This window comes from Chitinophaga rhizophila (assembly GCF_019492185.1).
GTDB classification, from domain to species: domain Bacteria; phylum Bacteroidota; class Bacteroidia; order Chitinophagales; family Chitinophagaceae; genus Chitinophaga; species Chitinophaga rhizophila.
The window spans coordinates 134,402-149,735 of record NZ_JAICCF010000004.1 but is presented as its reverse complement, the minus strand read 5'-3'; the positions used below and the strand labels follow the sequence as shown (position 1 = coordinate 149,735).

Below are 15,334 nucleotides of genomic sequence, written 5' to 3'. Positions count from 1 at the left end.
TTAAACAACAAGCACGTGTTATAAAATATTTATTAACGTCTCATGACTGTGGATAACTTTTATCCACAGCAGTAAACTTTTTTTCGCGCCACTAAGGTACTGAATATCAAATTCCCACCAGTTACTTATTTACAATTACCCTTGTATAAGACTCTTTAGAATATATACACATTTTTTATATTTACTATATTAATCATAATTTTAATTTTAAAATAGTCTCATTTCTTAGCCATATCAAGTAAAAAATGATCAAGCCTATGGAAACACTTTACACTTCTCAAAAAGCCATTCCGGTGAGGGATTGGAACTTCGAACGATCGGTAAGCTATTGTAAATCCGTCAGTTGGCGCGATGTCTAGTCGCATCCCCCCTGATACTTTTTTCACAAAACACCTACTGATGAAAAAGATTCTTTTCCTTATATGTATGATCCTGTTCTGCGCCGTTGGGATGGTGCAGGCACAGACCATATATATTAACACGCCGGATACGGTCTGCGTTTCGACCGCCAGTAGTACGGCTGGTCAAACAAAATACCTTAGCGTCAACGCGATGGTGGTCACCAGTAACCGATACAGGGTGACCGATCAGGCTTCATGGTCTATAGCTGGCCCCTCAGGGTCTGATGCAGATTATGAGGTGCTCTACACAGGTAATACCTCAGCGACAACGAAAGCAGCAAAACTGCAACGAACAAAGTCGCTGACACTGCAATTTATGCAGCCTGGTATTTATACCCTGACCATCACCCTGCCCTACACAGACAATGGAGCCGCAAGGACCCAGACGTTTACCCGCAGGATTGTCGCGATGGATTGTACCATTAATATATGTGGTACCAACGAAGCCAATGATAAACCCGGCTTCTTTGAGGACTTCGGTACAATGGCAAATGGCGTTAACCGCAGAAGATACCCGATTGATGGTGTCGTTACCTACGACTACCAGGGCAGCGGTGAACTAGCCGACAACTATTATGCAATTTCACACACAACTCAGTTGAAACCAGACTGGGTTAACAACACAGACCACACCGGTAATAACCGTGGTGCAATGCTTGTTGCCAACTCAGCTTATCAGCCGAGGAGATTTTACCAGAAAACAGTAACCGGTCTCTGTCGGGGATCTGTTTACAACTTTAGTGCATGGTTGATTAACGTCAACCCTCTTGCCGTTTTCGAAGGTACCTGTGGATATGGCTATCAGTACGCAGGTGTAACCTTCCAGGTCGTGAATGCCAACAACCCTTCACAGGTCCTGGCAAACTTCCCGACCTATAACGTATCAATGGACCTGAGTAACCCAAGATCGAGCTGGCAGAAATACGGCGGCTCCTTTACGGTTCCTTCAAACGTTGATGCTGTCATAGTACAGATTATTAATAACAAACCTGGTGGTTGTGGTAACGATATCGCGATTGACGATATCGAATTCGCATATTGTAGCCCAAGCATCACAGCGTCAATTCTGGGTAAAACAGATAACCTCGCGGAAGTTGTCTGCGAAGGCGCTCCTATTACCCTCACTTCCAGCTACACTCCTTCTGACTACTTCGTAAACCCTTCCTACCAATGGGAGATGAGTGACGATGAAGGACTCACTTACAACAACGTTCCATTTGGTACCAACCAGTCAAGAGACCTGGTCATTCCTCCAGGTGAACTGAAAGGTACTAGAACAGTTCCTACCTCTTACCGTTTCCGCGTACGAATTTATGAAACAGGCAGTGACGCCGTCTCGTGTGCCGCGCCTTCAGAATTTGTCCGGTTGACAATATTACCAATGCCTCAGCTCTACCTGACCAGAAGTCAGGTCTGTGCGGGGGCCTTTGTCGAACTACAAGCCTCGGGAGGCTTTGACAGGTTTACATGGAGAGACCTGCCCGGATATACTGGTGAAACCCGAACCATTCAGGTACTCGGAGACACCACTATCATGGTATATGGTTACGTAGATTACGCCGACGGTCATACGTGTGTGGACTCCAACACTGCGTTTATCAGCTCTGTCGATGCACCAATTGTTGAAGTAGTATCTACTTCACAGAATATTTGTGCTGGTTCTTCTGTTGATATCCGTATCAACGACGCTATTAATAATGGTACAAACATTATTGAATGGTTCCAGGGACCAGATGTAAATGGGAACCTGACTCACCTACCTGGATACGATGGCATGACCACTCTCTCTCAGGTACAGGTAAATTCGCCGGAAGAAGGCATCTTCACTGTCGTAGTACGTACGCCTGGTGATGTATGTCGTGTTCAATCGGCTCCTTTTATTATTAATGTAACACCGGTACCTGTCGCTAACGCGGGACCTGACCAGATTGCCTGTGCAAGTGTAAACAGAACAGGTAACTTCACCATGAATGCCCAGCTGGCAGCAGGTGAAACCGGTACATGGACTATAGCTGATGTATGGGGTCCGGGCGCACCTGCTGATACTGTAGGTATTGACCTGAGAGACTATGCACAGATTCTCTTCCCTAACCTTCGTAACACAAGGGTAACTGTTAGAAAAGGCGGTACCAGTGTACGCCTGAGATGGTCTGTAAGAAGCAGCGCTAACAACGCTTGTACTGATACAGCATCTGTTGTACTGACACTGATGTTCGATCCTTCCAACAGCGACGCTGGTCCGGATACTACTAAGTGTGGTACTGACAACGTGTTCAGAATGAGAGCCAGCGCTCCGGATGCAACCCTTACCGGCCCATATGCTGAACAGGGTACCTGGACGCTCGTTAGTGGTAATGCTACCATTGCCAACATTCATGACCCTAATACAACTGTTACTTCTCTGGTAAATGAGCAGGACATCGTATTAAGATGGTCTATCACCAATGCTGGCGGTTGTACGCCGGTGGTTGATGAGGTTGTGTTGCATAAAACAACACGTCCGGTTATTAGACTTGCTCCCGTAGCAGATATTTGTAACACCGTTACTTCCTTCGCGCTGGATACCATATCCACAAAAGGTAACCCGGATGTTTACAGCATCACTACAGGTACTCCTGCCATGCCTGGATTTGTGGCTATCACGAATGATACCATCCGTACATGGCCGATGACCATTCCTATTCCTGCCAACACTCCTGCTGGTAACTATAGCTTCAATATGACCTATAGGAACAGCGCTGCAGCTGGTTGTGACTCTACCGTAAGATTTACTGTCGGTGTTGCCACTCCGCCAACTGCTCCAACAAGTGTAACTGTAGGATCTCCTAGCATTTGTATATCGGGTACAACTACCCTGACTGTTGTAGGCGGCACCCTGGGTACTAGACCTGATGGCACCCCTAACGCAGCTTGGGTATGGTATGCCGGTGGTTGTGGTATCGGTACTCCTGTAGGAACCGGCGCTTCTATCACGGTGCCTGTAACCGCTACTACTACTTATTATGTACGTGCTGAAAGTATCACCGGCTCCTGTGGTAACACCACCTGCGCTAGTGGTACCGTAACTGTTTATACTGCAGCGACTACTGCTAATGCGGGTCCTGATCAGGCACAGTGTAACACGCCTGCATTCACCCTGGCCGCTAATGCGCCGGGTACCGGTATGACTGGTGCATGGTCTGTGGTTTCTCCTGTAGGATACACCCTGACTGCTGCTCAGATCAGCAACCGTGCAGCCGTTGTAAACGTAACTGCCGGACAAACTGTAACATTACGCTGGACGATTACAAATGGCGCTTGTACCAGCAGCGACGACGTTGTACTGAGAAATGATGTACAGCCAACTGCTGCAGCTGGTCCAGATCAGGCGCAATGTAATACCCCTGCTTTCACGCTGGCTGCTAACGCTCCTGCTACTGGTATGACCGGTGCATGGTCTGTCGTTTCTCCTGCGTCTTATACCTTAACAGCCGCTCAGCGTGCTAACCGCGCCGCAGTGGTGAACGTAACTGCCGGACAGACAGTTACTTTACGTTGGACCATCACGAATGGTACCTGTACCAGCACTGACGATGTAGTGCTGAGAAACGATGCGCCACCAACTGCTACAGCTGGTGCAAATCAGACAAATTGTAATACCAGTGCCTTCACTATGACGGCTAACACCCCTGGTGCTGGTATGACCGGTACATGGACTCTGCCTGCAGGCGCGCCAGCTACAATTGCTGCCGGCCAGCAGAACAATCCGGCCGCTACTATCAATGTGACTGCGGGTAACTCCGTAGTAGCTACATGGACTGTAGTAAACGGTACCTGTACTGCTTCCTCTACTGTTACATTAAGAAACGATGCGGCTGCAACGACTTCCAATGCAGGTCCGGATCGTGAACAATGTAACAACAGTGCCTTTACCCTAGCGGCTAACGCCCCAGGTACAGGCATGACTGGTACATGGAGTGTAGTTTCCTCTACTCCTGCCGGTTTCACTTTCCCTGCTGCAAGTATCAACAACCGCGCTGCGGCTATCACTGTACCTGTAGGTACTACTGTAACCCTGCGCTGGACGATCACTAACGGCACTTGTTCTTCTTTTGACGATGTAATACTGATTAACAGACCACTGCCTACAACTGCTGCAGCTGGTGCTGATCAGGCTCAATGTAATAATACTGCCTTTACCCTCGCGGCTAACACGCCGACTGTAGGTACGGGTGCATGGAGTGTAGTTTCTTCTACTCCTGGTACATTTACACTGACTGCCGCTCAGATGAGTAATCCTACCGCTAATGTTACTATTCCTGTAGGCAATACTGTAACGCTGCGTTGGACGATCACTAACGGTGCCTGTACTTCTGTTGATGAGGTAGTACTTAGAAACGATGCACCGCCAACTACACCAAACGCTGGTCCTGACCAGTCCAGGTGTAACACGCCTACCTTTGTGCTGGCAGCTAATGCTATCACTACCGGTACCGGCGCATGGAGCGTTGTTTCTTCTACGCCTGCAGGCTTTACCTTCCCTGCTGCCAGCGTAAACAATCCTACCGCTACGATCACTGTACCTGCCGGTACAACTGTGACCCTGCGCTGGACCGCTACTAACGGTACCTGTGTCCTCACTGATGATGTAATCCTGAGCAATTCCGCTCCGGCTACTCCTTCTAATGCAGGCCCAGACCAGACTCAATGTAATAACACTGCCTTCACCCTGGCTGCTAACGCACCAGGAACCGGTATGACCGGTGCGTGGAGCGTGGTTTCTTCTACTCCTGCAGGTTTCACTTTCCCTGCTGGTAGTATAAATAACCGTACTGCTGCAATCACTGTACCTGCTGGTACTACCGTGACCCTGCGCTGGACAATCACTAACGGACAATGTAGTTCTACAGACGATGTTGTTCTGACCAACGATGCCGCTCCGGCTGCTGCAAATGCAGGACCTGACCAGGCAAGATGTAACAACTCTTCCTTCACTATGGCAGCCAACGCTGCTACTGTAGGACAGGGTACATGGACGCTTGTGCCTGTTGTAGGTACCGGTGCTACCATTCCTGCTGCCAGCGTTAACAACCGCGCTGCGGTGATTACTGTTCCTGCAGGTGTAACTGTTGATGCGGTGTGGACCATCACAAATGGTACATGTAGCACCAGCGACATAGTACGCCTCAGAAACGATGCACCGCCAACTGCTTCAGCTGGCGCTAACCGTGCTCAGTGTAATATCGCTGCATTTACCATGGCGGCTAACACGCCTGGTGCTGGTATGACCGGTACATGGACACTGCCTGCCGGCACTACAGCGACTATCGCTGCGGGTCAGCAGAACAGCCCTACCGCTACTATCAACGTACCTGTTGGTACTTCTGTAGTAGCTACATGGACTGTAGTAAACGGTACCTGTACGGCTACTTCTACTGTTACATTAAGAAACGATGCACCGCCGACTGCTTCAGCTGGCGCTGACCGTGCTCAGTGTAATATCTCTGCCTTCACCATGACGGCTAACACGCCTGGTGCTGGCATGACTGGTACATGGACACTGCCTGCCGGCACTACAGCGACTATCGCTGCGGGTCAGCAGAACAACCCTGCCGCTACTATCAATGTACCTGTTGGTACTTCTGTAGTAGCTACATGGACTGTAGTAAACGGTACCTGTACCGCGACTTCTACTGTTACATTGAGAAATGATGCGCCACCAACTGCTACAGCTGGTGCTAACCGCGCACAATGTAACAACCCTGCCTTCACTATGGCGGCTAATACCCCTGGTACTGGCATGACTGGTACATGGACACTGCCTGCCGGCACTACAGCGACTATCGCTGCGGGTCAGCAGAACAACCCTGCCGCTACCATCAACGTACCTGTTGGTACTTCTGTAGTAGCTACATGGACTGTTACAAACGGTACATGTACAACTACTTCTACTGTTACATTAAGGAACGATGCACCGCCAACTGCTTCAGCTGGCGCTAACCGTGCTCAGTGTAATATCGCTGCCTTCACCATGACGGCTAACACGCCTGGTGCTGGTATGACCGGTACATGGACACTGCCTGCTGGTACTACAGCGACTATCGCTGCAGGTCAGCAGAACAGCCCTACCGCTACTATTAACGTGCCTGTTGGTACTTCTGTAGTAGCTACATGGACGGTAGTAAATGGTACATGTACTGCTGCCTCCACTGTTACATTAAGAAACGACGCGCCTGTGACAACTGCTGCTGCAGGTCCGGATCGGGAACAATGTAACAACAGCGCCTTTACCCTGGCGGCGAATGCGCCGACTTCCGGTACCGGTGCATGGAGCGTGGTATCTTCTATGCCTGCAGGATTCACTTTCCCTGCTGCCAGCATCAGTAACCCAACCGCTGCTATCACTGTACCTGTTGGTACTACTGTTACGCTGCGCTGGACAGTTACTAACGGAACCTGTTCTTCTACTGACGATGTTGTGCTGACTAACACGCCGCTGCCTACAACTGCAGCTGCTGGTCCTGATCAGGCACAATGTAATAACACAGCCTTTACCCTGGCGGCTAACACGCCGACTGTAGGTACGGGTGCATGGAGCGTTGTTTCCGCTACTCCTGGCACATTTACACTGACTGCCGCTCAGACGACTAATCCTACCGCGAATGTTACAATACCTGTAGGTACTACTGTAACCCTGCGCTGGACGATCACTAACGGCATCTGTACTTCTGCTGATGAGGTAGTGCTCAGAAATGATGCACCTCCGACTACGCCAAACGCTGGCGCTGACCAGGCCCAGTGTAATACACCTTCCTTCGTACTGGCAGCTAACGCTATCACTACCGGAACAGGTGCATGGAGCGTTGTCTCTTCTACGCCTGCAGGATTTACCTTCCCTGCTGCCAGCGTAAACAATCCTACCGCTACGATCACTGTACCTGCCGGTACAACCGTGACCCTGCGCTGGACCGCTACTAATGGTACCTGCTCTCAGTCGGACGAGGTTACACTTGTAAACCACATCGCACCAACTGCTGCTGCTGCAGGTCCTGACCAGGAAGACTGTAACAACACGTCTACATTCACCCTGGCTGCCAATGCTCCTTCTGTTGCTACCGCAACAGGTACCTGGAGCGTGGTATCTTCTGCGCCTGCAGGATTCACTTTCCCTGCTGCACAGATTAACAACCCGACAGCAGGCATCATGATTCCTGCTGGTACATCTGTAACACTGAGATGGACAATTGCTAACGGTACTTGTTCTTCTACAGATGATGTAATCATCACTAACTACCAGGAACCTGATGTGGCTGACGCTGGTCCTGACCAGTCAAAATGTGCGGGTACTGACTTCGTAACTGCTGCTAACGCGCCAACAGTTGCTGGCGCTGTAGGTAGCTGGACCGTTGTAAGCGGTAACGCTACTATCAGAACAGGTGAAGTAAATAACCCGATTGCACACGTCACTGTGCCAAACGGCGAATCTGCTATCCTGCGCTGGACTATCACTAACGGTACATGTTCAAACTACGCAGATGTTGAACTGACTAACTTCCTCACCCCGGCTCCTGCTAATGCAGGTCCTGATCAGGAAGAGTGTAACATCTCTACTTTCTACATGACTGCTAATACTCCTGACGTTCCTGGCGCTACCGGCACCTGGACGCTGACTGCCGGATCTACCGGTTCTATCAATGCTGGCGACGATAACAACCCGTCTGCGCTGATTAACGTTCCTGCGGGCGACACAGTAATAGCTATCTGGACCATCACCAACGGTACTTGTCCTTCAACTGACACCGTTGTACTGATCAACCATGAAATGCCAACTGCTGCTGCAGCAGGCGACGATCAGGAACACTGTAACAACGCTACCTTCACTATGGCTGCTAATACAGCCTCTGTAGGTACTGGCAGATGGACACTGACTGCCGGCACTACTGCTTCATTCGCAGTGGCTGACAGCACCAATCCTAACGCTGTTATTAACGTACCTGCGGGTGTGACAGTAACTGCTACATGGACCATTACCAATGGTGTGTGTGTGACTTCTGACGAAGTTGTTCTGATCAACAGAGAAATGCCTGCTCCTTCAAATGCCGGCCGTGATCAGCAACAATGTAACACGCCTGCATTTACAATGGCTGCTAACGCGCCATCTGTAGGTACTGGCAGATGGAACCTACTGCCTGGTTCTACTGCTTCATTCGCAGTAGCTGACAGCACTAATCCAACCGCTGTAATTAATGTTCCTGCCGGTGAAACAGCACAGGCTGTGTGGATCATCACCAATGGTGTGTGTGAAACCAGAGACACTGTATCACTGACTAACTATGTAATGCCAACTGCTGCTAACGCTGGCGCCGACCAGGCACAGTGTAACACGCCTGCCTTCACAATGGCTGCTAACACAGCTTCTGTAGGTACCGGCAAATGGAGCCTGATTACCGTAACTGGTACCGGCGCTTCCTTCGCAGTAGCTGACAGCACCAACCCTGCCGCGGTAATCAATGTACCTGCCGGTGTTGTGGTGAACGCTGTATGGACTATTACAAACGGTGTCTGCGTAACAACTGACACTGTAAGACTGACTAACTATGTAATGCCGACTGCCGCTGTTGCTGGTTCCGACCTGGCACAGTGTAATACCGAAGCTTTCAGAATGACTGCCAACGCTGCTTCTGTAGGTACAGGTAAATGGAGTCTGATACCAGTTACTGGTACCGGCGCTTCCTTCGCAGTAGCCGACAGCACTAACAGAAATGCGGTGATCACCGTACCTGCTGGTGTAATTGTTGACGCGGTATGGACAATCTCTAACGGTGTCTGCGTAACAACTGATACTGTAAGACTGACCAACTTTGTGGCTCCTGCTGCGGCTAACGCCGGTGGCGACCTGACACACTGTAACAACCCGTCATTTACTATGGCCGCCCAGGCACCTTCTGTAGGTACTGGCAGATGGAGTCTGATACCAGTTACTGGTACCGGTGCTTCCTTCGCAGTAGCCGACAGCACTAACAGAAATGCAGTTATCACTGTACCTGCCGGTGTTGTTGTTAATGCGGTATGGACAATCTCTAACGGATTGTGCGTAACCACAGATACAGTAAGACTCACTAACTACGAAATGCCGGTGAACGCTGCTGCTGGCGCTGACCAGACACATTGTGATGATCCAAACTTCACAATGGCAGGTAACACACCTTCCCCTGCTAACGCAAGAGGTATCTGGACAATCGTAAGTGGCGCTGCTACTATCATTAATCCAAATGATCCTAACACAACCGTAAGAGTTGCTTCCGGTCAGACAGTAACCCTGCGCTGGACAATTACTAACGGAACATGTACATCTGTTCCTGATGATGTGGTGCTGACCAACCAGGCTGCTATCCTGGGTAACACCATCACCGCTGATCAGCTGCTTTGTGCAAACGAAACTCCTGGCATGCTGCAGGGTGCTACCTTAAGCGGTGGTAACGGTACCTACACTTATCAGTGGCAGGTAAGTACCACAAATGCTACAACCGGTTTCGCTAACGTAACCGTAGGTGGTACCGACGCCACATTCACCCCGCCGATGATCACCCGTAATACGTGGTACAGACGTGTGGTAATGTCAGGTGCTTGTACCGGTAACATCAGCAACGCAGTAATGCTGACCCTGATGAACATTCCTCCGGTAGTTATATCCGTACCTGGTCCTGTTACTGTGGATTGCGTACAGGGTACTGACTACACCCAGCGATTCGGTACACCGGTGTTCAGCCACGCTCCTTACGATAATGAGCCGCTGACCATCACCCATAACGATGTAACTGTCAACGTTGATGCTTGTACAACCACCATCATGCGTACCTGGACAGCTACTGACCGATGCGGTCTCACCACTCAGGCACAACAGACTATTACAGTTGTTGACAGAACAGCTCCTGTATTCACAGGTACAGCTCCTGCTAACGTAACTGTAGAGTGTGACCAGGTTCCTGCTGCGGTAACACTGACTGCTAACGACGCTTGTAACGGCACAATGACCATCACTCCTATCGAAGTAAGAGTTGACCAGCCAGGTGCATGTGCAAGCAACTATCAACTGATCCGTAAATGGGTGGCAGTTGATGCATGCGGTAACGCAAGCGATACCCTCAGACAGGTGATCACTGTCAGAGACATGACGCCTCCTGTGTTCAGCAACCCTGCTCCTTCCAACATCACTGTTGATTGTGATAAGGTTCCTGCTGGCGCTCCGCTGACCGCTACAGACAACTGTACGCCTGGTAACATCATTGTGAATCCGGTAGATATTCGTAGAAATCTCTCCGGTAGCAGATGTGCTGATAACTACCAGATCATCCGTACCTGGACAGCTACTGACCTTTGCGGTAACAGAACCGTACTGACTCAGACTATCACTGTTCAGGATACTATCAGACCTAGATTCTCCATGACAGTACCTCCTGCAATCACTGTTGATTGCGACAGGGTACCATCTGTTGAAGCTATCACCGCTACAGACAACTGTAGCTCCAATGTAACTGTAAGACTCACTGAAAGAAGAGATAACCTGTCTTCTTCATGCGCAAGCAGCTACAGATTAACCCGTACCTGGACAGCAACTGATAACTGCGGTAATACCAACGTAATGCAGCAGGTGATCACTGTACAGGATACTACAAGGCCGGTGTTCGTAGTAGCGCCGCCTGCCGATACCACAGTAAGTTGTGATGCGGTTCCGGTTCCTCCGACCAATCTGAGGGCTACCGATAATTGCAGCGCTGTGAGAATCTCCTACACCCAGAGCCGCGAAACCATCCAGGGAGCCTGCGCAAGCAACTACCGCCTGATCCGTGTCTGGACTGCTAGAGACGCTTGTAACAATACAGCCACTTTCCGCCAGGTAATTACCGTAACGGATACCACAAGACCAGTTATCGACCCGGCTCCGACCAACGTAACGCTGAATTGTGGAGATGCTATCCCGGTTGCGGCTACCCTGTATGCACGTGATAACTGTGACGCTACCTTCCCTAAGAAGGCAACAATGGTACAGGATCCGTTTACAGTAGACCTGTGTAACGGTTATACCATCACAAGAAGATGGACTATCTCCGATGCATGTGGTAACCAGGCCATCGAACGTGTGCAGACCATCACAGTAAATCCTTGTCCGAAACCGGCCCTGGATCCTAACATGCCTGCAAACTGTTCAAACAATACCAAATTTGCAGTACTGTTGCTGAACAAAGTAACAAGACCTCGGTTCACCCTCGTGAGCGTAGTACCAGCTAACGCAGTGCCTACACCGCTGACTCAGAGCAGCAACGTGTTTGACCTGAACGGCGCTACTCAGGCTACCTTCACTGTAACTGATGGTGTAACAGGTTGCGTTTCCGATCCGGTAACTTATGACCTGCAATATGTAACCAAACCGGTTGTTGAACTGGGTAACGACGTAACTATCTGTCAAGGTAGCACTGTCACCCTCGATGCCGGTATTGATAATGCTGCTTACCCAATCCGCTGGTCTACAGGTGCTACCACCCAGACTATCGAAGTAGGCACCGCCGGTACTTATTACGCTACTGTTACCAACGGTATCTGTGCAACCACAGACTCTGTGAAGGTGATAGTAAATATGCCGCCGGTAGTTAATATCCGCGATACTGCAATCTGTCAGGGCGAATCCGTAACGCTGAACGCTTATGTTGATGGCGGCAGCTATGTATGGTCAACCGGTGCTACCACCGCTTCTATCACTGTAAATGCTACTGGTACTTATAGTGTGGATGTGACTGTAAATGGTTGTACAACCCACGCTGAAGTTGTTGTTCTTGTAGGTACCCCTCCTGCTGTAGTTGTAACCAACGACCTGGAGATCTGTCCTAACGAAACAGCGATGCTGAACGTTGATCCTGATGGTGGCTCCGTATTGTGGAACACTGGTGAAACAACCAATTCGATCGTAGTATCAAGACCAGGCAACTACGACGTGACTGTAACCCGCGATGGTTGCGTAGTTACTGAAAATGTAACTGTCACGCTCAGACCTGACCTGGATATCGACCTCGGACCAGACAGAGAGTTCTGTAACGGCGGACGTGTAGTGGTTGACGCTACTCACCCTGACGCCATCTCTTACCTCTGGAATGACGGTGATACTAATCCGGTGAAAGAAATCACTGGCGCCGGTAAATATGTAGTGTCTGTTATGGACAGATTCTGTTCAAGAATTACCATGGATAGTGTAAATGTAACTGTAGCAGGTATTCCTGAATTTGACCTCGGTCGTGACACGATGCTGTGTATTGGCGAAGATCTGACACTGAGAGTAAATGCTGGTGCAGGTAACCAGATCCGTTGGCAGGATGGTTCCACCTCCTCAACGTTCAGGGTAACCACTCCTGGCACTTACACAGTGACTATTTCCAACGAGTGTGGCGCTATGTCAGACCAGATAGTAGTCCGCTACCAGCCATGTGAACCTAAACCACATTTCCCAACAGGCTTTACGCCTAACGGTGACGGCCATAATGATAGCTTCAAACCTGTCGTTCGTGGACCTATGTATGATTACGACTTACGTATCTACAACCGTTGGGGTGAGCTGATCTTCCTGAGCAAGGATCAGAAACAGGGATGGGATGGCCGATACAAAGGCGCCCTCGTGGAAAATGGTACTTATGTATGGATGCTGAGCTACAAGAAGGTACTTGGTGGTGCTGTAAATGTTGTGAAAGGTGAAGTAACCGCTATCAGATAAGAAGTGTAAAGTACAATAGGCAAAGGCGTCCCGGTTTTTCCGGGGCGCCTTTCTTTTTGACAGATACCCCATTTTCACTAACTTCATCAACATAGGTAACCCTATACGACCCTCTTCATAACTGTTAAAATCTGTCCCTCATGACAATCCACGTTCTCCGTTACAAACGGATAATGCGCACCGTCGCATTATTCCTGCTGCTGATAGCAGCCCTCCCTTCACAGGCGCAAACGCCCCGGTTCAAAGTCATTGCCTTTTACAATGGCACATGGGACGCCGCCCACATCAGCTTTGTGCAGGAAGCCAATCAATGGTTTCCCTCCATCGCTGCCCAATACAACTTCTCATACGAAGCCACCAACAACTGGAACAACCTGAACGCCGCATTCCTGTCGCAATACCAGGTCGTCCTGTTTCTCGATGACCTGCCCTCCGGTACGGCTCAACGCACTGCCTTCCAGCAATACATGCAGAACGGCGGCGCATGGATGGGCTTTCACGTATCCGCCTTCACCACCAATTCCGGCGAGTGGAGCTGGTACCACAATACCTTGCTCGGTACCGGCAACTTCCGGAATAATACCTGGGGCCCTACCACGGCAACACTACGCACAGAAGACCGTACCCACCCAAGTACCCTGAGATTGCCGGCAACATTCACGTCCGCCGTCAGTGAATGGTACAGCTGGACCAACGACCTGCGCGCCAACAGTAACATCCGCATACTAGCTTCCGTAGATCCTGTCAGCTTCCCACTGGGGACCGACCCCAATCAATCATGGACCAGCGGATACTATCCCATCATCTGGACCAACAGGAACTTCCGGATGTTGTACGCTAACTTCGGGCACAATGACATGAACTATAGCAATAACACGCCTAAGTCATCCACCTTCGCCAGTGAAATACAGAACCGTTTTATAATCGACGGATTACTGTGGCTCGGTGGCGCTGATCCCGGCCCCGCTCCTGCTATACCCATCCCAGGCACGGTGCAGGCAGAAAGCTACACCAGCATGAACGGACTTCAGACGGAAACCACTACCGATACCGGCGGCGGACAAAACATCGGATATACCGACACCGGCGACTGGCTGGATTACCGCGTCAACGTACTGACCGCGGGTACTTATAATGTGCAGTTCAGAGTAGCCAGTCAGACGGCCGGCGGCGCTATCGCACTCAGAAAAGACGGCGCTACGCTGGCAACGGCTACGGTACCTGTAACCGGTGGATGGCAGACCTGGACGACCGTGAGTACAACGGCAACATTGCCTGCCGGCGAACAGACGATCCGCATCCAAATTGCAACCGGTGGTTTTAACCTGAACTGGATACAGTTTTCTAACACCTCCAATCCGGCACCGATTCCGGTAGGCCAGATTATCACTTTAAGAGGTAATAACAGCATGTATGTAAGCGGAGAAAATGGTACAAAAGCCATGACCTGCGAAAGAGCAGCGCCGCAGACATGGGAGCAGTTTTCTGTGTGGAATGCAGGTACAGGCAAAGTACACCTCCGGAGTATGGGCAAATATGTATCTTCCGAAAATGGTACACAGGCAATCACCTGCAACCGTACATCGCCCGGCAATACAGAAACGTTTGATTGGATAACAAATGCTAATGGCACCATCTCTCTACGGGGTAATAATGGTTTGTACATATCTTCCGAAAACGGCGCTGCGCCAATGACCTGTACCAAAGCCACTGCAGGCAGTTGGGAGCAGTTTAGCTTCTCCATTGTCGGACCGGTACCTGCTGCTGTTACCACTGCGTCAACATTGCCTGCATCAACAGAAAATAACAACACCGCGGTGAACGTGTATCCAAATCCGTTCGGCAGTCAGCTGAACTACACAATACCACCTGGTTATGCTTCGCATATTGCCACTATATATGATCTTAACGGCAGGCAAGTCCTACGATCTGTGGTAAAAGGTAAACAATCTGTTGCTTCATTGCAGACGGCAAATCTGCCGAAGGGTATCTATATCCTGGACATTTCCAGTGGTAATATTCACCAGCGTATCAAAATACAGAAGGCAGAATAGCCTGATGATATTTTGCTCCTTGCCCGGACGAACTAGCAACGAACTAGCGACGGACTAGCGGCGAAGACGCGACGAACAAGCAATTTTGTTAAAATAATATCAAAGAGGGTACGTTATAGGCTACCGGTTAATGAAAAAGG

Annotated in this window: 2 protein-coding genes; both read left to right on the top strand. The window is 50.0% G+C overall.

Translation table 11 applies throughout. The annotated features are described in order from the left end of the window. The first annotated feature begins 399 nt into the window (after nucleotides 1-399). Entirely contained in the window at nucleotides 400-13,140 is a 12,741-nt protein-coding gene (locus tag K1Y79_RS20700; protein ID WP_220252104.1) for a gliding motility-associated C-terminal domain-containing protein, read from the top strand. 140 nt (nucleotides 13,141-13,280) lie between these two features. Further along, nucleotides 13,281-15,194 carry a carbohydrate-binding protein gene (locus tag K1Y79_RS20695; protein ID WP_220252103.1) on the top strand — a complete coding sequence of 638 codons (1,914 nt, stop codon included), beginning with the start codon at nucleotides 13,281-13,283 and terminating at the stop codon, nucleotides 15,192-15,194. The last annotated feature ends 140 nt before the right edge of the window (nucleotides 15,195-15,334 follow it).

What these genes read in the sequence shown, in the direction of transcription:
- K1Y79_RS20695 (WP_220252103.1), top strand. Translation starts at nt 13,281, where the DNA reads ATGACAATCCACGTTCTCCGTTACAAACGGATAATGCGCACCGTCGCA.
- K1Y79_RS20700 (WP_220252104.1), top strand. Translation starts at nt 400, where the DNA reads ATGAAAAAGATTCTTTTCCTTATATGTATGATCCTGTTCTGCGCCGTT.